Here is a 21,386-nt window from a genome sequence, read left to right on the forward strand (position 1 = left end):
GATTAAAACAACACCAAGAAGAACATTATATAAACACACCAAAACAAGCACTAAACATTGCCAATATTCCCTGAATATGATGATGTTAAGGTGTTATTTTGGATACTTCATCAAATTGAGGTTGATCAACTAAACAAAGTAGTGCTATTCTCATATTCATAGAATGAAACCACAGAATAAAGGAGCAGTGTTATGATTTCTTCATCTCAAAAACAGGGACTTGTAATGATCGCGGTTATCGTAGGCCTAATGACACTGCCAATGATGTACTAAGTATCTAATTCCCAATAAAAAAAGAGGACACTTTCGTGTCCTCTTTTTTTATCTAACGATTGAGTAAAACAACCTAATACCATTTATGGCATTGTGACGTGTTTCGATAGGGCTTCCCAATGAAGATAGTAAAAAAGAAGCGCCGCTAACGTGATTAAGGTCATTAATGAAATGGCTACGCGCCAAATAAAGCGACCGCTGCGCGGAGTCAGCTCCTTCTCACATTCATCACACACACGAAGAAATGCTTTGCGATCTTCTAACTGATAGTTATCTTCATGCACAACTTTGTTACGAATAGTGGCAATGAACCTCAGCTTGCCCACCACATCATGTGGTAAACGCTCTTCACAGCTAGTCACCAATTGATGTAACCCCTTCCCCTCAGCGTGATATTGCTCTCTCAACAAGCTTTCCAATCGACGCGTTCGCAAAACCACTTTCTCAATATCTGACATTATCGCCCTCCTGTGCCAACTCTGGTGGCGCTCCATCTATTTTTATCATACTTCCCCACGGAATAGTTGAGCATTTTTGCTCGCTAACCTGCCGAGGAAATGTGATATCCGCCGGAAAAAAAACCGTCAAACCAATCAAACTCACGCTTTAGTAGCAAGCAACACTCCTTTGCCATATGTTGCACGCTAAAATGTCGCCTTCATCGCTAAGGAGTTCACCATGCCGCTTTCATTACTTATCGTTGTCGCTTTGTTAGTTATCTCTGCTATTTGGGTATTTAGCTATTTCTATCGTCGCCATGTGCAAGGCGAAAACGCCCCCGAACGCACTGCTAATGTCACGATTATCGACAAGCAAGCCATCGTCATCCCTCATGCTCGCCCTGGGGAAGAGGATCAGGAGTTCTGGATTTACGTCCAAAAAGGCAAACTTGGCCCAAAGCGGGAATTTCAAGTCGGCGTGCATTATTACCATGCACTTAACCCAGGCGACCAAGGAATGCTGACTTATTGCGGACACAAGTTTCTACACTTTGCACTCAAGCGTTAAGGTAATAACCAACGTGTTTTTGCAGAGCGAGCAACCCATATACTCACCGCCAGTGATCCTGCGCCGCTTACGAGAATCCATAACGGGATCACCCATGCGGGATTCCCTTGATCCCACCCATACTCTTTTACAGGCCATAGAAAGATGGGATGTAATAAATAGATGCCTAAGCTGTGCTGGCTTATCACACTTACGACTTGCTTAACACGAGCGGGCAATCTCTCAGCAAAATATCGACACACTATAAATATCATGCTGGCGGCTAACACAACGTTCAGTGTTTTATAAGAGAGCCAGCGACCAATCGTATACTCACCCGCTGCGACACTGTGGCTGACCACCATCCATACTGTCGTCAATAGTGCCAGACAGCCAAGCAGAATCGCCATACATAGCGTTACCCGGTTGAGTGACACCTTCTGATAGAGCAAGTAACCCAACGGTAAATAACCAGCAAACAGCCATAGCTCATTGCTCCAAGGGCCATCAATACCGCATAAAAACAAGGTGGTCGTCAGCAGCCACACAGCAACTAATGCGTACAGCGCTTTATCATCAACTCTTCGGACCAGCAGTTGTAGAAAAGGGATCACAAAATAGAGTGGGATAAAGTAATAGAAAAAACCTAAATGGTAATACGTTGCGTGGTGCGTACTGTTACTCAGCACCGCCTTTGCAACTTGCCCATCAAATCCACTCGCACTCCAGCCGGACAAATAAGCATAGAAGAGCGACCAAACGATAAATGGCAGCAAAACTTTGCCAAGACGTCGCTGAACATAATAACGCGCATCAAAAGGGCGACGATCACTGAGCATTAAGGCTCCAGTGATCAATATAAAGACTGGCACAGCCCAACGGCTTACACTATTGATGCCAACCGCAACCACCCACTGCTCAAAAGGAATATCGCCGAGTTGCTGCCGATAGGGGGCCAACACATGAATACCGATCACCGCTACAGCCGCCAAACAGCGCAATAAATCAAAAAAAATAACTCGTTTGGTCATAGTGCCTATCCACAGTGTTTTAAGGTTTCTACTATAAAGTTGAAATAGTTGGCTATGTAATCCGCAAGTCAGTTATCGGTAAAGGATCACTAATGCCATTATAATTAATAGCTAATACCTATCGAATAAATCAATCAAAACGAATTTATTTTGTTCACTTCAAGGTGCAATCTAATGCTTAACAAGAGAAATCACTTATCCATAACAACGAGGTGAACACATGACAACAAATTTGATCGGTTTAGATACCAACCAAAGCCAACAACTTGCACAAGCGTTAAACCAATTATTGGCTAACTACCAAGTGTTTTATATGAATACTCGTGGTTACCATTGGAATATCAAAGGAAAAGAGTTCTTTGAACTGCACGCAAAATTTGAAGAGATTTACACTGACATACAGGTCAAAATTGATGAGTTAGCGGAACGAATTTTGACTTTAGGTTATCAACCGTTGCATAGCTTCAGCGCCTATTTAGCAACAGCACAAGTGTCAGAACACACTAACGCAACTAATGGTCAAGAAACCATGCAAGGATTGGTTAAGGGATTCAGTGTATTGATCCACCAGCAACGAGAAATTCTTGAAATTGCAACGCAGGCGGGAGATGAAGGCACTTCAGCACTGATGAGTGACTACATCCGCGAACAAGAGAAACTGGTATGGATGCTGAATGCTTGGCTGCAATAAACCCCAAGTTTGGGCAAACCGCCGTCGCTCATGACGGCGGTTTTTACATTCGCACGAAATTTATTACAGCAAACGATGAATATCTTGACTCCAGCGCTGCGCCGCCGAAAGCTCATCACTGACTTGATTTAATTCAAGCCCTAGCAGATCACAATGGCTTTCCACTCCTTGCCAGTCCGCTTGCTCAAAACACTCCTCAAGTGCCAACAGCTCGCCAATGGGTCCTTCACGCTTTTGCAGTGCTAGTTTGACCACGTCACATAAGGGTAACTGCGCAACCAGCTCTTCAATTGAAATATCCAGTAAGGCATCTAACACAGAAAAAAGACCAATTAAAAAAGCTTGCTCGCGATGTTGACGAAATGAAGGATGCCCAGACATTAATTGACAAAATTGAGCACGTTGCAAAGAGAGGTTATACAACTCTTTCGGCTTTTTAGCTGAGACAAATGAAGCAACGGCTAATGATACAAAGGTTTTGAGCTTGTCTTGACCAAGATAGACCAAAGCTTGACGAAAAGAGGAAATCGGCACGGATAAGCGATCAGACATAGTGTTGACGAATCTGAGCAACTTGTATGAGAGCGCTACATCTTGCGCGACAATGTATTCAATCCGTTCAAAATCAGCATTTGGCTTACAAACTTCTCGAAACAGCTCCAAGGCGATAATCTGCTCTGGTCCAACATAACGCTGCTTGATCATTTCTGGTTTACTAAAGAAATAACCTTGGAAAAAGCTAAAACCGGCATTACGTGTCACGGTGAACTGGTGATCCGTTTCAACTCGTTCCGCTAAATAACGACGCTTACTGCCTTCCGCTAAACGCTGACGTACAAACTCGCAAGCGTGATCTAAGCCCAGCGCCATAATATCGAGCTTGACGATGTGCACATAACTCAGAAAGCGTTCCCATTCTGGCGCATACACAAAGTCATCCAGCGCCACCAGATAGCCACGCCGATACAACTCTTTAATCACCTCAAGCAGTTCATCCGTCGGCTCACAGGTTTCGAGCACTTCCACCACAATTTGTTCTCGCGGCAACGTTAAAGGCAGACGGCGAATTAAACTCTTGTAGGGAAAATTAATAAAACAACGTGATTTGGGAATATTAGGATTGATCCCCACCGCAAGAAAGTTTTCGACGATCAAGCGATACGTGGCTCGATTCGACTCAATGTGCGCTGGAAACGCGTTTTTTTCCCCATCACGAAAGAGCAATTCATAGCCAAGCGTATGCTGCTTGGCATTTAAGATCGGTTGTCGTGCGACATAAGAATAATGCATTAGTGATTAACAACTAATAATTGAGACATAGCCATCTAGGACTTCGCCACTGCCAGTAGCGCTCCACAACCAATAAACATCGAGCCAAATACTCGGTTAATCTTACTCATGACACTCTCTGAACGAATAAAGCGCCCCATTCGTGCGGCTAAGGAGGTGTAACCAAGCATCACAATCGAATCAATGGTTACCGTGGTCACGCCTAACACCAACAATTGAATGAACTGATCTTGGGTTGGGTCAATAAATTGTGGAAAAAGCGCCACCAGAAAGACGATGGATTTAGGATTTGTCAGGTTGATCAACACCGCTCGACGCAATAAAGACCAACTCGTTTGCATTTGAGCCGTTGCATTGGTCATCATACTTGAACGATCACGCCATTTTTGAACACCTAACCACACCAGATACGCAGCACCAACCCACTTAATCACACTAAATGCCATGGCTGATTGTGCCACTAAGGCACCAATTCCGGCTCCCACCAACATGATGTGAAAAGCCAAACCCAATTGTAAACCCACAATCGCGGCTAGTGATTTACGTGTACCGTAGCTGAGACCATTGCTGATGGAATTGACCGTCCCTGAACCCGGCGCCAAACTAAACAATATCGCGGTCACCACATAGGCAAGCCAAACATGAGTATCCATTGCAATTCCTCTCAACTAGACTAATCTAGCCTAAAAATGAACTATTCCTCGAATCTGTCCAATAAGAATAATCTATGAATCAGACGAGTCCAAACTCCCCACCTTATACTCAAGAGTCTTTCTTTGAGCAAGTGATCAATACCACGATTGCCGATTTCTGGCACTCCAGAGAAGAAGGTTTTATCAAATCTGCTGATAAAACAAAACTTTATTGGTGCAAACTTACCTCGCCTCAACACTCAAAGGCGATCTTCGTCGTCAACGGACGAATTGAATCTTGCTGGAAATATCAGGAGCTATTTTATGATTTTTTCCAACAAGGTTATGATATTTATTCTTTTGATCACCGTGGCCAAGGGCTTTCTGATCGATTAATCGACGATCCACAAATCGGCCATGTCGGTGAATTTGATGACTACATTTTAGACATGCAGCGTGTCATTGAGCACTTTGACTTAAGCCATTATGCACAACGTTTTCTCGTCGCCCACTCGATGGGCGGTGCCATTGCGACCCGGTATGTACAAACATACCCTCAACACCCATTTGCGGCTATGGTGCTCAGCGCGCCAATGTTTGGTGTCAACATGCCATGGCAATTACGTCCTATCGCCATGACACTGAGCCAAGTGCTGACGGCGATGTATAGCAAACCAACCTATGCGCCAGGCTATCAAGCCTATTCTGCAAAGCCTTTTGAGATCAACCCATTAAGTCAAAGTCAGGTGCGTTACCAATGGTTTCGAGACCTGTACCAACGCAAACCCGAATTGCAAGTTGGCGGCCCTAGCACGCGCTGGGTATGGCAAGGGCTCATGGCAGCGAAGCTGTGTCAACTGATGACTCGTCAAGTGAAGTTACCAACACTCATCTTGCAAGCAGGACAGGATGAAATTGTCAGTAATGCGGATCAAATCCGCTTTGTCACTAAGCTGGCGAAAACCAATCCATCTAGCAAGCTAGTCATCATTGAAGGAGCAAAACATGAGCTCTTTTTTGAAAAGGATTGCTATCGAAACCAAGCACTTGATGAGCTATTTAAGCAATTCCAATCTCTTGAGAACACAGTTTAATCACGGTATTAGAACTGAGCAAATAGAGGAAATTTCAATTGAGAGTTTTACCCTCTTTTTCCTCTTTAAGATGGCGTAAACTAAGCCACACCAAAGTTTCTCCACCATCTGCGATCTGCAAACCAAATCGACCATGATAATGAGGGTTTTATGACCACCGAATGTAAAGAGCACGCGATTCATATCGTGGCGTCCGATCTCGACGGTACACTACTTGCGCCAAACCACCAATTGAGCGAATTCACCAAGCAAACGCTACAAGCGCTTCACCAAAAAGGCTTTACTTTCATCTTCGCTACCGGTCGCCATCACGTTGATGTGGCGGGTATTCGCCAGTTAGCGGGCATTCCAGCCTACATGATTACTTCCAATGGTGCGCGCGTTCACGATCAACATGACAACCTGATGTACAGTAAAAATGTACCGCAAGAATTGGTACAGCCCGTCATTGATGTGTTTAAGCAAAACCCTGATATTTTTGTTCACATATATCAAGATGAATCGTGGTTATTGAATAAAGAAGATGAAACGCTGCGTGATTTCCACGAAGAATCCGGCTTTAGCTACCAAGTATTTGATGTCAATAACGCACCTACCGAGGGCGTCGCCAAAATATTCTTCACCCACCCAGCGCAAGATCATGAGTTATTAGCTCAGTTTGAAGAACGCTTAAACGATATTTTTGGCGACAAACTGAACGTCGCCTTCTCAACACCTTGGTGTTTGGAAGTGATGGCAGCAGAAGTGTCGAAAGGGGATGCGCTCAAAGCCGTTGCAGAATCATTAAACCTGACCCTAGATAACTGTATTGCGTTTGGCGATGGTATGAACGATGTGGAAATGCTGTCGATGGCTGGTAAAGGCTTGGTGATGGGCACATCGCATCAAAAAGTGTTCAATGCACTGCCGAATAACACAGTGATTGGTAGCAATGCAGAAGACGCCGTGGCTCACTATTTGCGTGAACATTTATTGTAACAGCAGCCTGCAGTAACGAGTGGTCACAAAAAACAGCGCCATTTGAGCGCTGTTTTTTTGTTCATAACGGCTTCACGATTTATCTCTGATTCTTGTCCGCGGGTTGTTAAATTCACACCATCAGTTCAATTTGCCAGCACCTTTGTGCCATAATCTAGCCTCGTTGCATTGCCCAAAAAGAGTCTGCTATGAAAGTGCTTCACTGTTCCGCGCTGTTATTGACCACATTAATGCTGCAAGCCTGTGCGACACACAACGCATCACAGCCACCAGCCGTACCGATGGCGAGTTTGGATAAACCCAGCTCAATCAAAGCACAGCCCTTTATTATGCGTGGAGAAGTCGTGGTAGGTCATGAGGCGCAAACCTTTACACCTTGTGGTAGCAATCAACAATATTGGCTAGCACTGACACCACAGCAGACTCAGCAAGCCTTGAGTTTGGCTCGCTCGCCTTATCAGCCTTTGTATGGAGAGCTCATCGGTACTTTATCAGCACCAAGCCGCACAGGTTTCGATGCCGATTCCAGCGCACGTTTCAACGTGACCAGCATCAATATGCTCAGTGCTGAAAATCCTAAACGCTGCAATCAACCACTCAAACCGACACGCGCTTTTGGCAACGAACCGTCATGGTCCATCCACTTTGAAGGGAAAAACCTTAACTTTCAAACCATCAGCGGTGAAACTCAAACATTCGCTATCACAAAAAGTCCGCTATCTGAAACCAAGCGCGAGTACCAAATAAATCAAGGTTCGCTGCTCCTCACACAAAAAATGTGCAGTGACGGGATGAGTGACTCGCTGTACGGCTGGAGTTCCACCTTGAAGGTCGGTGAGAAAAGCTATCAGGGATGTGCCACCTTAGGTAATAGTGATGCGACGCTTCCATGGGTTGGGGCTTATCATGCTACTTCGACCCAAAATAGGGATTTCACGATTCGTTTGCAACTGAATGCGGATCATACTGCTAGCACTCATTATGACTACAACGATGGTCAGCCATCGACCGTTGAAAAGGGGTTTTGGCAACCATTAAACCTAAATCAGATCCAAGTTGTCATGACGCGCCACCAGCAACAATATCTGCTTTCTGAACGTATCTTTACTCGCACTGGTTACCAACTGAAAGCAGAAAAAGAGAAGGTGGGCGATGTACTCTACCCTATCGCCAATGGCGGTTTAACGTTATTTTCTGAAAATATCGAGACACCATAAGTGACCAGACCGTGCCCTTGCCCAGTTTGCCATTTTAGCTATCAATGCCTCTGTTCACTGCAACCAACACTGGATAGCCAACTGCGCATTGCACTACTGATGCATGAAAATGAACCGCATCGAGCGACCAATACTGGCAAACTGCTGCTGCGTAGCTTGCCCAATTCCTCTGTGTACATCTGGGACCGAGTCTCTACGGCGAAATCATTACACAAGAGAATTCTGGATGAGAAGTTAAACGCGGTGGTTATTTTCCCTTCGACGCGCAGTCAATCGCTCACCGAATACCAATCTCTCTCAACGTCTGACACTCGAGAAATCGTGTTTATTATCCTGGATGGGACATGGCAAGAAGCCAAGAAGATGCTCAATAAGAGCCCTTGGTTATCCGATTTACCGCAGCTACACCTCACCCCAAATCAAATCTCTCAGTATGGATTAAGGCGAAATCAAGATACTGGTCATTTATGCACATTAGAAGTGGGCGTTGAGCTGCTCAACTCTCTCGGAGAACCAAATAATGCGAGAGAGTTACGCGCGTTTTTCACTTACTATCTCAAGGCTTTTCAAGCGGATAAAAGCGGTCACGCCCTAAAGCTGCAGTAATGAATCCAGTTGATGGATTTCAATATCAGGCAAAACTTTGGCCTTACGACTGGCGAGCAAGGTTTGGCCTTGATCGTTATACCAACAGGCTTGGAAACCATTGCATTTTGCGCCTTGCACATCGGTTATCAGATGATCACCAACGTGTAAAATCGAGGCTGCAGGTAACTGTAATGCAGCCTGCGCTTTGTCAAAAAGATCCGGATACGGCTTGGCCAAGCCATCGGGACCCGCTTTAAAAATTTGTTGAAAATAATGCCCCAAGCCAATTTTGTACGGGTCAACATTGCCGTTGGTAATCGCCACTAACGGCATGCGCTTTGCCAGTTCGGTCATCACGCGGTGCGTCTTCTCTGGCACCGTGATTAAGTGACGTAACCGCAACACTTCTTCAATGGCATTCTGCGCAGCCTGTAAAGCAAGTTGCGGCGAATAGCCTAACTGAATTAAGCCTTGTTCTATCTGCTTAAATCGCCACTGAGTGACATCATGACCGAGCAGTGGCTCTTGCAGCGCCAGTTGCTGTTTAAGTTGCTGCCACCAACTTATCGGACGCGTCGCGGAAAGTGGATGATGAGTGTGCAGCCACACGACCATTTGCTGCTCAACATGACGGATCACTGGATGGTTGTCATACAACGTGTCGTCCAAATCAAAGCTCATCGCTTTAATGGGGCCGATATTGCGATAAAAGTGCATGCGTTACTCGCTCTGTTTCTTTTTACGTGCTCTTGGGTGCGCTTGGTCATAGGCCTGCGCAAGATGTTGAAAGTCCAAATGAGTATAGATTTGCGTCGTCGAAATGTTCTCATGACCCAGCAACTCTTGGACAGCACGTAAATTATTGCTCGATTCAAGCATGTGAGTCGCAAAAGAGTGGCGCAGTTTATGTGGGCTAATATGGCTAGCCACCGCCTGCTTTTGCCCCCACTCGGCCATGCGTTTTTGTACGTTGCGATGCGAAATACGAACACCCAGCTTTGAAACAAACAAGCTTTGCTCATCAGCGTTCGCAAACTGCGTCCGTATTTTCAACCAATGCGCCACCCATTCTTTGGCTTGGCCAGCAAAAGGCACCTTACGTTCTTTATCCCCTTTACCCACCACTCGAATCTCGCCGCGGCTAAAGCTCAGGTCTTTTACGTTAATGCTGACGAGCTCCGCTAAACGCAACCCAGCACCATACATCAATTCCATCATGGCTCGATCGCGCACTGATAGCGGATCATCATCCTTGACTTCGAGTAGTTGCGCGACTTCATCCACATCTAAGTTTTTCGGTAACGGGCGTTTTTTACGCGGTGCTGCAACGCCTTTGGCCGGGTTAGCTGTCAGTTCACCACGCAAGATCAAGAAATCAAAAAAACTGCGCAATGAAGAGAGACGCGTCGCTAAACTGCTGGCTTTCATCCCTTCACGCATCCCTTTGCTCGCCAGCTGTCGCACCCAAGCGGCATCGACTTGTTGCCATTGATTCAGCCCCATCTGCACCAAATGCTGCGCCATGGTTTCCAGCTGTTGTTTGTAATTGCGTTGGGTGTGCAAGCTCAACCCTTTCTCGCTCCGCAGATATTCATAGAAGCGAGTTAAGGGCTGCTGTAAGCCGTTAGGCAGAGGTGTGGCTGATTCGGTCATGCTCAATCGGTTGCCAAGGTAGAGTCTCAATTAAATGAGAGAGAACTAACGCCAAATGACGTAAAAAGAGGGTATCCATACTCGGTTGAAAATGGCCGCCATCTTCACTTGCAAACGCTAACACGCCTTGTGATGAGCGCTTACCTAATGGTAGCACCACATACGAACCCATTTCTGGCGCAGCGGTTTGTTCACCAAATAACGCTTGGCGATCCAACTTTTTCATACGCCCTAAATAAGCATTTTTGCCATTAAAATGGTTAGTTGAAAAACGCTGCCATTGCTCTTGGGTCAATTGATAATCGGTTTCAGGCGAGGCCAGTAAACGAATATACGCTACCAAACCTAAGGTTTGCGCTTTGTTTTCTATTGCCTTGCATACTTGCGGCATTGAATGACATTTTAAGATCTGCTCTTGCAGATCCATAAATTCGTGGAAAGTGCGGTCATTATTGGCCGCTAATGACATAAAGGCGGTGATCTCTTCCTCTAACTCCTCAATTCTCTGACGCTGACGATTCAGTTGTACATGCACCAAAGAGACCGCACCTTGTTGATGGTGCGGCAAGGAGAGCCTGTCAACCAGCTCTGAACGCTGGAGGAAAAAATCTGGGTGATCTCGTAAATATTCAGCCACAACTTCGGCTGTGAGTGCATCCGCTTCAACGTGTGACAAAACGATTCCTTATCTTACTTAACCCTAACAAGAGACTTGACCATCAAACACATGAGTCGCAGGGCCTGTCATATAGAGTGGCTTACCCGGCCCTTGCCAGTGGATCTCTAACGAGCCACCAGGTAAATGTACTGTCACCTCTTCCGCCAATAACCCTTGAAGAATACCAACGGCAACCGCGCCACACGCGCCACTGCCACACGCTTGAGTTTCACCCGCGCCACGTTCATAAACACGTAGCTTCACTTCATTGCGATTCAGCACTTGCATGAAGCCTGCGTTAACACGCTCTGGAAAACGCTCATGAGATTCAAGCAGTGGACCCAAAATTTCAACCTCAGCGGTTGTCACATCCTCCACCACTGTCACCACATGCGGATTGCCCATACTCACCGCCCCGCAGAACAAGGTTTTCTCTTCAACGCGCATGATGTAAGTTTTCTCTGCCTGTTTGGCTCGAAATGGAATCTTATTAGGCTCAAATTCTGGTATGCCCATGTTGACGGTGATTTGATCATCCTCTTCAACATTTAAAACCATTTTGCCTTTTTTAGTCGTGACTCCAATGCTGTACTTATTGGTCAGCCCTTTCATCCGCACAAAGCGAGCAAAGCAACGTGCGCCGTTGCCACACTGTTCGACTTCGCTGCCATCGGCATTAAAAATACGGTAGTGAAAATCACTTTCCGGATCATACGGCGCTTCAACCACTAATAGCTGATCAAACCCCACGCCAGTATGACGATCCGCCAAGCGGCGGATCAAATCAGGGGAGAAGAAGACGTTTTGTGTAATGCAATCAACGACCATGAAGTCATTACCCAAACCGTGCATTTTAGAAAAATGGAAATGCATAATGCTTCAATTTACTCCGGCAGAATACGCTCTAATGCCCATAGGCTCGATAGTGCTTCACGCTGACGAACAAGGTGGGTTTGTGCACCATCCACCATCACTTCCGCCACGCGAGTACGTGTATTATAGTTCGAAGACATCACAAAACCGTAAGCTCCTGCTGAGCGAACCGCCAGTAGATCTCCCTCATCCAAGACCAATGAACGATCTTTACCCAAGAAGTCACCGGTTTCACAAATAGGCCCAACCAAGTCATAGGTTAGCGCTTCACCTTGGCGCGGCACAACAGGAACAATATCTTGCCAAGCTTGATAAAGCGCTGGACGCATCAAATCGTTCATCGCCGCATCAATAATGGCAAAGTTTTTGTGTTCGGTATGTTTGAGAAACTCTACTTTCGTCAACAACACGCCCGCGTTAGCCGCAATAGCACGTCCCGGTTCAAAAATCAGTTCGAGATCTTGATGGTTACTCAAACGCGCCAACAAGGCTTTGGCATAATCGGAAGGCTGCGGGGGTAACTCATCGCGATACACCACACCTAAACCACCACCAACATCCAAATGTTTAATGGTGATCCCTTCCTCTTTAAGCTGATCAATTAACGCAAGTAAGCGATCGGTTGCATCAATAAAAGGGGCAATAGCAGTCAGTTGAGAGCCAATGTGGCAATCAATACCATGAATGCTGAGATTCTCTAGGCTTTGTGCCAAGCGATAAACATCCAGTGCACGGTCAAAAGCAATACCAAACTTATTGTCACGCAAACCGGTTGAAATATAAGGGTGGGTTTGTGCATCCACATCAGGGTTGATGCGCAGTGAAATCGGTGCTTTGACACCCAGCTCGCCAGCCACTTTATTTAAACGTGCTAATTCAGGCTCGGATTCAACGTTAAAGCATTTAATCTTGAGCTCCAACGCGCGTTTCATTTCAGCTTCCGTTTTACCGACGCCAGAAAATACCACTTTCGCCGGGTCACCACCCGCCACCACAACACGCTCTAGCTCTCCTGCCGAAACAATATCAAAACCTGACCCTAAACGCGCCAACGTGTTTAATACGCCTAAGTTTGAGTTAGCCTTCACCGCATAACACACCAGATGAGGGTGTTCGCCTACCGACTTATCAAAAGCATGCCAGTGACGCTCTAAAGTAGCGCGAGAATAGACATACAAAGGCGTGCCGTATTGCTCAGCCAACTCTGTTAATGCGACATTTTCAGCCCAAAGCTGACCATCGTCCTGATAATTGAAGTAATCCAAAATTCGTTTCCTTTAAGCTAAATCAATGACTATGGCTGAGGTTGTTCACTCTGCTCAGGCTCTGCTGGCATGTATAACGGCCCGGTTTGACCACACCCTGCGAGAGCAAGGAGTGACAACATAAAAAGTGCAGCGATTGATTTTTTCATTTTGCATGTCGTGATTATTGAGTCAATGCCCCCTATAATCGCACCACAATCAGGAAAAGCAATAGGATAGACAGGATGAACGATACTGAATTTCACCAACTTGTCGATGAGCAGCTAGAAATCATTGAACAAGCGATAGACGACGCAGGTGCCGACATTGATTACGAGACCTCAGGCAATGTGATGACGTTAGAATTTGATGACCGCAGCCAAATTATTATTAACCGCCAAGAGCCAATGCATGAAATTTGGCTGGCATCAAAGTCAGGCGGTTTCCATTTCAAACTGATCGACCAAAACTGGATTTGTTCAAAAACAGGGCTGGAATTGATTGCGATGGTGAAACAAGAATGTGAAAAACACGCTGGCGAAACGATCGACTGGGTGTAAAGCAACAACGCCAAGTGACAGATGTGTGACTTGGCGCTACCGAACTAAGCGTTGACCGCTTTTGAAGGACGAGAATAGAGCGCGGAATCGTTACGATAAGGGACAATATAGCTTTCCCCTTCTTCTGGGTGGACGATTTGATAATACTGCGGCAGATTGAAGTTAATAAGTTTAGCGGAGAGTGGGTTACCGTCGCGCACTGAGGTATAAAAGCTGTTGACGTTAGTGATCATCTCATCTTTTTCGCCGCTGAACTGGTGATAGACTTCAATTTGGTTCGACTCATCCAACACATAAATGTTGAAGCCTTTATCAGTATCTTCAAAGAAAAACTGCACTAAGCCTTCACTAGCAAAACCATCGACGATTTCCGGCAGTTGATAATCTTGATCGCGATCGAGCATTAACAGCGGTGAACCTTTCAATTTGTTGGTTGAAATACTGCGGTAAAAATCTACCGAATTTTCCAACTTCTGTACCGAAACCCCTCGCCGTTCAAAAAACAGACCATACATTTGATCGCCAATGCGTAACGCTTTAAAACGGCGACGTTTCTCTTGCTCTACCGGTTTCAAACGCAAATCGATACATTCCGCCAGCAACTGGTACACCATGTTGCGCATCACGCCACGCAGACTTTTGCTGTAACAAAATACATCGACAGACTCTGGCGGTAGCGCATCTTGGTGCATTTTGCCAAGCACGGTTTTCAACGCGTCGAGCATCGCCGTTTCGCCAGTAAAATGGAGAGTCCGTACTTCATGCCACGAGTTGCGATACACTAAATCGACACTACCGACTAAGCTTTTTTGCTCAGATCCGAAACTGAAAATATCTATATTTTTCAAATCAATTTTGAGCGATTTACCGCTTAATTCCGCGGTAGGATCATTTTCAAAGTTGATGAACATCGCCAGTTGGCTGATTTCACAAGGACTTGCTAGAGCCTGCATGGTCGGCCGCCGCTTACGCAACGAGAAGGTATTACGCAAATCGCTAACCATTTGATAGAACTTATCAATATCCAACTGTGCGTCACGTACTACTGAATGCAAATGAGTTGATTCCGTGATCAAACCATTGAAGAAGGCCCAAGAGACCAGCTTACTGAGGTATTCATTATGCTCAAGGAAAGGTTGGCCAATCATACGATGGGCAACTAGAGGCTGTTTATACAGATACCAGCCCGCTTTATTGGTTCGCCCTTCTCGAACTTGAATGAACGAGAGATCCGGCTCGTGCAGATCTGGCGAGATTTGTGGATTCAGTAGCGTGACTTTACCCGGCAACACCTCAAACACCGCATACAACTTACGCGCGAGGATTGATATATCTTGTGGGCTAATGGCCGAGGTGATGTCATTACGACGCGCAAACTGGATCAGGTTTCGATAGCTCAGCATCAACGCATCTAACAACGCATGGTGGACAACTTTAACTTGTTCGACTTTCCAATTACGGCGATTGTCTAATTCTTGAACAACAGATTCCGACCAATTCCATTGCTGAATCATGTGGCTTAATGCTTCTCGACGCCATGCCACTGAGCCTAAGCTCGGCTCACGGGATAACTTTTCATGCGTTTTGAGATAAAAACAACGACGCACCAGATCAAGACGGGCAGAATCACCAATACGTTCAAGGTAACGCGTCACTTTTTCAAGCATCAAATAGTAAGCATCCATACTGTACAAATCAGGTTCATGAGTAAAAAACCGTCGTTTGGTATCAATGCTTAATAATTGCGTGTGTGGGTACTCCCACGAATACGCCTCAAGCAGAATCGCTTTTAACACTGACTTGTAAGGCGAGTCGATGCTTTTATAAAGCTGCCAAAGGTTTGCGCCGAAATACTCTTCAGCAGGAATACGGTTCAACTTACCAAAATCGATCCATTCACTGCAATTAATGTAATCATTGCTGCACAATTCGTGCACGTATTCGTCGTAGCACTCTTCCATTTCAGGAGGCACGATTTGCCACAGTAAACGCTTGCCTGCCAAGCGAACAGCAGAGCGATAGAACTCGTCTAATAGCAGGAGATGTTGCGATGAACCGCAGTTTTCGCCTGTCATCTGCTCAGAATGATTACTGCGAAAACGTAGCTCATCCATCAAGAAAAAGTTAGCTTCCACCCCTTGGCTCTTTGCCCAATCAGTGATCAACAAACATTTGTTGCTTAAGCTTTCCCGCTCATCACAGCTCATACTCGATGCTACACATACCCAAATATCTAAGTCACTCGAGGTGCTTTGACCAATCGACGAGGTACTGCCCATGGTATACAGAGCAAGAATAGCGGGGGTGTCTGCGGTCGGTAAGGGTTGACCTAAGGTGAGTTCTGTATCTTCAACCAGCTGACGTTGGATGTCGTTAGGCTCAAAACCATAGACACCATAAGGGACTTTTGCATCGTAGTAGCCGGGAATAATCGGGTGATTGAAGTGCAGTAATGCAGGAATGAAATGAAATACACGTTGACTTTGCAAATCCATAAGCGCCAGCGCACGCTCGGTACGTTGCTGGTTGAGATTGTCTAATCGTTGAATTAACGTCTTGGTGTAAGCCTGCAAGGTTGATTCCTTGGTTGAAACATTAACACGCGCTTTGATTATATTTTATTCTAAAGCACCAAAAAAACGTGATCAATCTAACATTTTCTTTCCATTTGGTAAAGCCCTCTCGATGCATATCACACTCAGGCAGAGCATGCCTACAATGCGCTCCAATGACCTTGGCTATAGTGTCGTAGCTATTTACACTTTGTCGTAATAGCTCATTATATAAACGAGATATAAATCACACAATTTTGACCAATTTATGCTATCTCTTCATCAATCCTTCACAGCGACGATCTAGTAGTAAACCTTTCATAGCGGGAATGATAGGATTAAACCATCCATTACCTACACTCGGGATTATCATGACTCACGCAACACCCATTCGAATCGCCACACGTAAAAGCCCGCTCGCCCTTTGGCAAGCTTATTATGTTAAAGATGCGCTGCAAGCGGCTCATCCTGGCCTAGAAGTGGAATTAGTGACCATGGTAACCAAAGGCGACGTCATTTTAGATACGCCTTTAGCTAAAGTGGGCGGTAAGGGGCTTTTTGTCAAAGAGTTGGAAGTCGCTATGCTTGAAGGCCGTGCCGATTTAGCAGTGCATTCAATGAAAGATGTTCCCGTCGATTTCCCGAAAGGGCTTGGACTAGTAACGATTTGTGAACGCGAAGATCCACGTGATGCTTTCGTTTCAAACACCTATCAAAGCATTGAACAACTGCCTCAAGGTGCCATCGTCGGCACCTGTAGCCTACGTCGCCAATGCCAACTCAAAGCATATCGACCAGACCTTGTGATTAAAGAATTGCGTGGCAATGTCGGTACTCGTCTTGGAAAACTCGACGCAGGTGAATACGATGCGATTATTCTCGCCGCAGCAGGTTTAAAACGTTTGAAGCTTGAAGATCGCATTCGCAGCATTATTGAACCAGAACAATCGCTTCCTGCAGTAGGGCAAGGTGCAGTCGGGATTGAATGCCGTTTAGATGACGAACGTTTAAGAGCATTACTTGCGCCACTCAACCATTCTGACACGGCTGATCGCGTGAAATGTGAACGAGCCATGAACCTAACATTAGAAGGCGGTTGCCAAGTACCTATCGGTAGCTACGCCCTACTCGATGGTGATCATATTTGGCTAAGAGCATTAGTCGGTGAGCCTGATGGTTCTAAGATTGTACAAGGTGAGATTCGCGGCCACCGCTCCGATGCCGAGCAACTAGGAATCACGCTTGCCCATCAATTGCTCAATGATGGAGCGCGAGATATTCTGTCCAAACTCTACTGCGAGCACGAATAAAGCATGACGGTGTTGGTCACTCGCCCCGAAAATCAAGGGATTGAACTTTGCCAACAATTAGCGGATCTCGGTATCCGCTCCGTTCACCATCCACTGATTCAGATTAATGCAGGAGTCGATCTCCCGTATTTACTCCCAGAACTTCAGCAATGCGACATTATTATTGCGGTTAGCCAAAACGCGGTGACGTTCAGTCATCAATTTTTGCAAGATCACCGATATTTTTGGCCAAATGACGCCAGATACCTTGCCGTTGGTCAAAAAACCGCACATGTTTTCAGCAAATTAAGCCAACAAAAAGTACACTATCCGCAGATAAGTGACAGTGAACACCTGCTTGCCCTACCGCAGTTGCAATCAATATCGGGCCTTAAGGTGATGATTTTACGTGGTAATGGCGGACGTGAGCTCATCCACGACAGCTTAATCGAGCGTGGTGCTGATGTGGTGTATAAGGAAGTGTATCGACGCGATACGATCACCCTCTTTGCCGCCGAATCGATATCTCTGTGGCAGCAACAGCAAGTCACTCAGTTAGTTGTCACCAGCTCAGGTCAACTCAATTTTATGATGGATCAATTCTCTGATTCACAACGACTCTGGCTGCTAAATTTAGCTCTTTTTGTCCCAAGCGAGCGAATTCGACAAGAGGCGCTGCACATGGGATTTGGGTGCGTCACGAACGTGGGAAGCGCCTCCAATACAGAACTCGCGGCTAGTATTAGCCAATCTAGACAGGACTCTAAGCATGACAAGCAAAAATAATAACCCGCATATTGAACCTGAAAAAGCAGCCACACCTCCTCTGGTTACAGAAAAAGACGCAACGGATAACCTTGATTCACCAAAAAGTTACGTGCAGGATCCCACTTCTCAACCTGAAGAAAAAAGTGATAAACGAGCAAAGCGCAGCATCAAACTTTCTGTTATTGCAATTAGCCTATCCATCATTTTCAGTGCTGGTATAGCCTATCAAATGCAGCAAAAAGACGCCTTTTACCAAGCCACAATCAACGCATTGCAGACTCAATTAACACAAACCCAAAGTCAGCTCGCGGCTGAAATCAATCAAATAAAGCAAGAAACACAAACCAAAGCGGACCAACTCACTCACAAAACTGACGTAGCCTTGAATCAACAGCAAAAAAGTATCGACAGCTTGCAACTGGCGATAGCTGATATCAAAGGCCGCCGTCCCAACGACTGGCTACTAGCAGAAGCAGACTACTTAGTAAAACTGGCAGGACGTAAACTTTTTCTGGAACATGACATCATCAGCGCGACCAAGCTAATGGAAAGCGCTGATCAGCGTATTGCTGAATTGAATGACCCAAGCTTAGTGCCGCTACGCAAAGCCATGGCGCGTGACATTACTCAGCTCAAAATCATCCCATTGATTGATCGTGAAGGGCTCGTGTTACGCTTAACAACCTTACAGCAACGAGTTGACACTCTACCGCTGGCTAATGCCATGTTGCCTGAAACTCAGCAGCAATCAGCACCACAAGTTTCCGAAAATATTAACGACTGGCAAAATAATCTCGTTAGCTCATTGAAAGACTTCTCGGAGAACTTCATTACCTTCCGCACTCGAGACGGTAATGCCATTCCGCTACTGTCACCTGAACAGCACTTCTATCTAAAAGAAAATCTCAAAGCAAAATTAGAAACCGCCATCAAAGCCGTATACGCAGAACAACAAGAGATTTATACAACGGCACTGAGCACAGCAGATAAATGGTCAGCCAGCTTCTTTAATTCCGATGATCAGAGTGTGCAGCAGTTTAATCACGCGCTATTGCAGCTCAGTAAACAAAATATACAAGTGCAATATCCAGTTAAACTTGAAACTCAGCACGAACTCGCTGATGTCATCACTGAACGCCTACGCCGTGAAGTCTATCCAATGAGCGTTACGGAGGACAAGTAATGTTTAGAGTCATCTTTCTTTTTGTAGTATTAGGAGCCGGTTTATTTGTCGGAACCCAATATGCTGGCCAGCAAGGTTATGTTCTTATCTCTATAGCTAATAGAACAATAGAGATGAGCGTAACCACCTTAATGATCTTTGTGATTGCACTCCTCTCTGGATTATTTAGCTTAGAATATCTCCTCAAAAAAGCATTCTACGCCAGTTCAAACACATTAAACTGGTTCAGCGTACGTAAGTTAAAGCGCTCTCGCCGTTATACCAATGAAGGTATCATTAAACTTCTAGAGGGAGACTGGAAGCAGGCAGAAAAGAAAGTCACTCGCTGGGCGAACCACCATGATATGCCGCTGCTCTGCTATCTTGTTGCATCGGAAGCCGCGCAGGGAATGGGCGACAGAGCAAAACGAGATCACTATTTAGATCTCGCTAGTCAGCAAAGTAATGCAGGCCTAGCTGTTGAATTAACTCGTGCCAAACAGCAAGTACGAGAAGGAGAGTTTGAGCAGGCGCTAAGCACTTTATCAGCCTTACAAGCCACTCATCCGAATAACACCATCGTGCTCAACTTACTCAAGACAACATACGTACACCTAGAACAGTGGCAACCGCTGCTTGAGCTTTTACCTAAGCTCCAAAAAGCAAAACAGATCAATGCGGACGAGAGCCAACAACTGAACCAAAAAGCACAATGCGGTTTACTAAAAAACGTGGCCCAGCAGCAAGGTAGCGAAGGCTTAATCAATCATTGGGACAAGCTCCCAAGGAAAACCAAAAACGACGTCATTTTAACTCAATGCTTCATCGAGCAGTTGATCCAACGAAAAGCAGACTCGCAAGCATTTACCGTCATTAAAGAAACATTAAAAAAACATCCAATGCCAGCTCTGTATTCATTATTGGCAGAGCTCAATTTACCAGATAGATACCCAGCAATTTTGTTGTTACAAGAAGCCATTAGTAAGGATAGTGGTAACGCCGAAGCACACAGCGCACTGGCTCAATTGTATATGAGAGAGCAAAAATGGGCAGAGGCGCAAAACCATTTGGAAAAAGCGTTATCGCTCCGTGCCAATGTATCTGATTACGCTTATCTTGCCGATAGCCTTGAAAAACAAAACTACCCTAAAGCCGCCGCAGAAGTCTCACGTAAGGCACTGACCATGATAGAGCATGTTTAAATGGCAATCTAAGCACCTAAAAATAACCTTATACCAATTAAAGAAAAGTACGATCTCATAAGGCTATCTAGCTATTGTTAAATATCACGATGGATAGCCTTAATAGCACCGATTTTAAAACGCTGGCGAGCCAACAAAAACCATCCTAATTCTACTATTATCCGCTTGAACACCTGGGATTTCCTGGATAATTTCTTGATCAAAATGCAATTTGACTTAAGGCCGAGCACGGCACAAAACCTAGAGCTGTGAAGCCGCAGCGATTTGAATATGCGTATTTATTTGGGTCAGCTTGGGTCGGTATGCTCCTAAAAAGGAATAGGTGAGGCCGTCGTTATAATGGATGATGCTGGTAGGTATATAAGTGCAGTTTAGTCATGTCAGTGTCATCACGTTTCCTCCTACTCACCGAGCTAAATCCAATAGAGCAAGTGTGCAGTTGGCTCACGCTAACCAACAAAGTTTTGCGGATCACGACGACATTATGTCTGAGGTGTTCAATGTGTAAAATCGATTTTTGGAAAGTACAGATAGGGTGATCAAGATATGTTCGAGAGATTGAATTAAGCTATTAATTTTCCAGATTGGCATGTTGATATAAAACGAAAAAACCGCTGTAAAAACAGCGGTTTTTTCTTTAAAAG

23 protein-coding genes are annotated in these 21,386 nt (G+C 45.4%); 12 read left to right on the plus strand and 11 right to left on the minus strand.

What is annotated here, in order from left to right; all coding sequences use genetic code 11:
• Positions 1–356: 356 nt before the first annotated feature.
• Positions 357–731, minus strand: a complete 375-nt coding sequence (locus AACQ17_RS12150; RefSeq protein WP_026028288.1) for a hypothetical protein — start codon at positions 729–731, stop codon at positions 357–359.
• 220 nt (positions 732–951) lie between these two features.
• On the opposite strand from AACQ17_RS12150, the gene AACQ17_RS12155 reads away from it, so the two are divergent.
• On the plus strand, positions 952–1,281 hold the full coding sequence (locus AACQ17_RS12155) for a DUF2500 domain-containing protein (protein ID WP_017044543.1): 330 nt from the start codon (positions 952–954) through the stop codon (positions 1,279–1,281).
• Here AACQ17_RS12155 and AACQ17_RS12160 read toward each other — a convergent pair.
• Positions 1,278–2,291, minus strand: a complete 1,014-nt coding sequence (locus tag AACQ17_RS12160) for an acyltransferase (RefSeq protein WP_094147226.1) — start codon at positions 2,289–2,291, stop codon at positions 1,278–1,280. The genes AACQ17_RS12155 and AACQ17_RS12160 overlap by 4 nt on opposite strands.
• A 220-nt stretch (positions 2,292–2,511) precedes the next feature.
• On the opposite strand from AACQ17_RS12160, the gene AACQ17_RS12165 reads away from it, so the two are divergent.
• Positions 2,512–2,982 carry a Dps family protein gene (locus tag AACQ17_RS12165; RefSeq protein ID WP_019281805.1) on the plus strand — a complete coding sequence of 157 codons (471 nt, stop codon included), beginning with the start codon at positions 2,512–2,514 and terminating at the stop codon, positions 2,980–2,982.
• Positions 2,983–3,045: 63 nt separating this feature from the next.
• On the opposite strand, the gene AACQ17_RS12170 is transcribed toward AACQ17_RS12165, so the two are convergent.
• Positions 3,046–4,272 carry an EAL and HDOD domain-containing protein gene (locus AACQ17_RS12170; protein ID WP_094147227.1) on the minus strand — a complete coding sequence of 409 codons (1,227 nt, stop codon included), beginning with the start codon at positions 4,270–4,272 and terminating at the stop codon, positions 3,046–3,048.
• A 35-nt stretch (positions 4,273–4,307) separates the two neighbouring features.
• The gene (gene rhtB / locus AACQ17_RS12175; RefSeq protein ID WP_026028289.1) at positions 4,308–4,925 is read right to left on the minus strand and encodes a homoserine/homoserine lactone efflux protein; all 618 of its coding nucleotides are present in this window, start codon (positions 4,923–4,925) and stop codon (positions 4,308–4,310) included.
• Positions 4,926–4,999: 74 nt separating this feature from the next.
• On the opposite strand from rhtB, the gene AACQ17_RS12180 reads away from it, so the two are divergent.
• The 4 genes from AACQ17_RS12180 (at position 5,000) to AACQ17_RS12195 (ending at position 8,799) form a co-directional block, all read left to right on the plus strand.
• Positions 5,000–5,998 (plus strand): alpha/beta fold hydrolase, encoded by a 999-nt coding sequence (locus AACQ17_RS12180; RefSeq protein ID WP_026028809.1) that lies wholly within the window; start codon positions 5,000–5,002, stop codon positions 5,996–5,998.
• 150 nt (positions 5,999–6,148) lie between these two features.
• Positions 6,149–6,976 carry a Cof-type HAD-IIB family hydrolase gene (locus AACQ17_RS12185; RefSeq protein ID WP_013855511.1) on the plus strand — a complete coding sequence of 276 codons (828 nt, stop codon included), beginning with the start codon at positions 6,149–6,151 and terminating at the stop codon, positions 6,974–6,976.
• A 188-nt stretch (positions 6,977–7,164) separates the two neighbouring features.
• On the plus strand, positions 7,165–8,193 hold the full coding sequence (locus tag AACQ17_RS12190; RefSeq protein ID WP_094147228.1) for a COG3650 family protein: 1,029 nt from the start codon (positions 7,165–7,167) through the stop codon (positions 8,191–8,193).
• Positions 8,194–8,799, plus strand: coding sequence for a tRNA-uridine aminocarboxypropyltransferase (locus AACQ17_RS12195; protein ID WP_094147229.1), 606 nt, complete (start codon positions 8,194–8,196; stop codon positions 8,797–8,799). It begins immediately after the preceding gene.
• Here AACQ17_RS12195 and yigB read toward each other — a convergent pair.
• Genes yigB through lptM form a run of 6 tightly spaced genes read right to left on the minus strand, consistent with a single transcriptional unit; the run spans position 8,785 to position 13,379 of the window.
• On the minus strand, positions 8,785–9,498 hold the full coding sequence (gene yigB, locus AACQ17_RS12200; RefSeq protein WP_094147230.1) for a 5-amino-6-(5-phospho-D-ribitylamino)uracil phosphatase YigB: 714 nt from the start codon (positions 9,496–9,498) through the stop codon (positions 8,785–8,787). The two genes, AACQ17_RS12195 and yigB, sit on opposite strands and share 15 nt — an antisense overlap.
• 3 nt (positions 9,499–9,501) lie before the next feature.
• A complete protein-coding gene (xerC, locus tag AACQ17_RS12205; RefSeq protein ID WP_010319873.1) occupies positions 9,502–10,434 on the minus strand; it encodes a tyrosine recombinase XerC in 933 nt (310 codons plus the stop codon).
• Positions 10,406–11,110, minus strand: coding sequence for a DUF484 family protein (locus AACQ17_RS12210; RefSeq protein ID WP_017044536.1), 705 nt, complete (start codon positions 11,108–11,110; stop codon positions 10,406–10,408). The genes xerC and AACQ17_RS12210 overlap by 29 nt, the downstream gene beginning before the upstream one ends.
• Before the next feature lie 24 nt (positions 11,111–11,134).
• On the minus strand, positions 11,135–11,965 hold the full coding sequence (gene dapF / locus AACQ17_RS12215; protein ID WP_010319875.1) for a diaminopimelate epimerase: 831 nt from the start codon (positions 11,963–11,965) through the stop codon (positions 11,135–11,137).
• A gap of 11 nt (positions 11,966–11,976) precedes the next feature.
• Entirely contained in the window at positions 11,977–13,230 is a 1,254-nt protein-coding gene (gene lysA / locus AACQ17_RS12220; RefSeq protein ID WP_013855516.1) for a diaminopimelate decarboxylase, read from the minus strand.
• A gap of 29 nt (positions 13,231–13,259) precedes the next feature.
• Positions 13,260–13,379, minus strand: coding sequence for an LPS translocon maturation chaperone LptM (gene lptM, locus AACQ17_RS17415; protein ID WP_033197445.1), 120 nt, complete (start codon positions 13,377–13,379; stop codon positions 13,260–13,262).
• 75 nt (positions 13,380–13,454) lie between these two features.
• On the opposite strand from lptM, the gene cyaY reads away from it, so the two are divergent.
• Positions 13,455–13,769: an iron donor protein CyaY gene (gene cyaY, locus AACQ17_RS12230; protein ID WP_010319878.1), complete on the plus strand. Its 315-nt coding sequence runs from the start codon at positions 13,455–13,457 to the stop codon at positions 13,767–13,769.
• Between the two features lie 44 nt (positions 13,770–13,813).
• Here cyaY and AACQ17_RS12235 read toward each other — a convergent pair whose 3' ends face one another.
• The gene (locus tag AACQ17_RS12235) at positions 13,814–16,342 is read right to left on the minus strand and encodes a class I adenylate cyclase (RefSeq protein WP_088728525.1); all 2,529 of its coding nucleotides are present in this window, start codon (positions 16,340–16,342) and stop codon (positions 13,814–13,816) included.
• A gap of 350 nt (positions 16,343–16,692) precedes the next feature.
• Between AACQ17_RS12235 and hemC the strand changes: the two genes are divergently transcribed.
• The 5 genes from hemC (at position 16,693) to AACQ17_RS12260 (ending at position 21,250) form a co-directional block, all read left to right on the plus strand.
• Entirely contained in the window at positions 16,693–17,631 is a 939-nt protein-coding gene (gene hemC, locus AACQ17_RS12240) for a hydroxymethylbilane synthase (RefSeq protein WP_026028290.1), read from the plus strand.
• A gap of 3 nt (positions 17,632–17,634) precedes the next feature.
• Positions 17,635–18,396 carry a uroporphyrinogen-III synthase gene (locus AACQ17_RS12245; protein WP_017048597.1) on the plus strand — a complete coding sequence of 254 codons (762 nt, stop codon included), beginning with the start codon at positions 17,635–17,637 and terminating at the stop codon, positions 18,394–18,396.
• On the plus strand, positions 18,380–19,561 hold the full coding sequence (locus AACQ17_RS12250; protein WP_094147876.1) for a uroporphyrinogen-III C-methyltransferase: 1,182 nt from the start codon (positions 18,380–18,382) through the stop codon (positions 19,559–19,561). The genes AACQ17_RS12245 and AACQ17_RS12250 overlap by 17 nt, the downstream gene beginning before the upstream one ends.
• Positions 19,561–20,742: a heme biosynthesis protein HemY gene (locus AACQ17_RS12255; RefSeq protein ID WP_094147875.1), complete on the plus strand. Its 1,182-nt coding sequence runs from the start codon at positions 19,561–19,563 to the stop codon at positions 20,740–20,742. The genes AACQ17_RS12250 and AACQ17_RS12255 overlap by 1 nt, the downstream gene beginning before the upstream one ends.
• Positions 20,743–21,106: 364 nt before the next feature.
• Positions 21,107–21,250 (plus strand): hypothetical protein, encoded by a 144-nt coding sequence (locus AACQ17_RS12260; protein ID WP_157726747.1) that lies wholly within the window; start codon positions 21,107–21,109, stop codon positions 21,248–21,250.
• Positions 21,251–21,386: the final 136 nt, after the last annotated feature.

It is taken from the genome of Vibrio sp. V10_P2A27P122, assembly GCF_963874335.1.
GTDB lineage: Bacteria > Pseudomonadota > Gammaproteobacteria > Enterobacterales > Vibrionaceae > Vibrio > Vibrio anguillarum.

What these genes read in the sequence shown, in the direction of transcription:
- lptM (WP_033197445.1), bottom strand. Translation starts at nt 13,379, where the DNA reads ATGAAAAAATCAATCGCTGCACTTTTTATGTTGTCACTCCTTGCTCTC.
- AACQ17_RS12245 (WP_017048597.1), top strand. Translation starts at nt 17,635, where the DNA reads ATGACGGTGTTGGTCACTCGCCCCGAAAATCAAGGGATTGAACTTTGC.
- AACQ17_RS12255 (WP_094147875.1), top strand. Translation starts at nt 19,561, where the DNA reads ATGTTTAGAGTCATCTTTCTTTTTGTAGTATTAGGAGCCGGTTTATTT.
- rhtB (WP_026028289.1), bottom strand. Translation starts at nt 4,925, where the DNA reads ATGGATACTCATGTTTGGCTTGCCTATGTGGTGACCGCGATATTGTTT.
- AACQ17_RS12155 (WP_017044543.1), top strand. Translation starts at nt 952, where the DNA reads ATGCCGCTTTCATTACTTATCGTTGTCGCTTTGTTAGTTATCTCTGCT.
- AACQ17_RS12250 (WP_094147876.1), top strand. Translation starts at nt 18,380, where the DNA reads ATGACAAGCAAAAATAATAACCCGCATATTGAACCTGAAAAAGCAGCC.
- yigB (WP_094147230.1), bottom strand. Translation starts at nt 9,498, where the DNA reads ATGCACTTTTATCGCAATATCGGCCCCATTAAAGCGATGAGCTTTGAT.
- dapF (WP_010319875.1), bottom strand. Translation starts at nt 11,965, where the DNA reads ATGCATTTCCATTTTTCTAAAATGCACGGTTTGGGTAATGACTTCATG.
- cyaY (WP_010319878.1), top strand. Translation starts at nt 13,455, where the DNA reads ATGAACGATACTGAATTTCACCAACTTGTCGATGAGCAGCTAGAAATC.
- AACQ17_RS12165 (WP_019281805.1), top strand. Translation starts at nt 2,512, where the DNA reads ATGACAACAAATTTGATCGGTTTAGATACCAACCAAAGCCAACAACTT.
- AACQ17_RS12190 (WP_094147228.1), top strand. Translation starts at nt 7,165, where the DNA reads ATGAAAGTGCTTCACTGTTCCGCGCTGTTATTGACCACATTAATGCTG.
- AACQ17_RS12185 (WP_013855511.1), top strand. Translation starts at nt 6,149, where the DNA reads ATGACCACCGAATGTAAAGAGCACGCGATTCATATCGTGGCGTCCGAT.
- AACQ17_RS12150 (WP_026028288.1), bottom strand. Translation starts at nt 731, where the DNA reads ATGTCAGATATTGAGAAAGTGGTTTTGCGAACGCGTCGATTGGAAAGC.
- AACQ17_RS12170 (WP_094147227.1), bottom strand. Translation starts at nt 4,272, where the DNA reads ATGCATTATTCTTATGTCGCACGACAACCGATCTTAAATGCCAAGCAG.
- AACQ17_RS12180 (WP_026028809.1), top strand. Translation starts at nt 5,000, where the DNA reads ATGAATCAGACGAGTCCAAACTCCCCACCTTATACTCAAGAGTCTTTC.
- AACQ17_RS12160 (WP_094147226.1), bottom strand. Translation starts at nt 2,291, where the DNA reads ATGACCAAACGAGTTATTTTTTTTGATTTATTGCGCTGTTTGGCGGCT.
- hemC (WP_026028290.1), top strand. Translation starts at nt 16,693, where the DNA reads ATGACTCACGCAACACCCATTCGAATCGCCACACGTAAAAGCCCGCTC.
- xerC (WP_010319873.1), bottom strand. Translation starts at nt 10,434, where the DNA reads ATGACCGAATCAGCCACACCTCTGCCTAACGGCTTACAGCAGCCCTTA.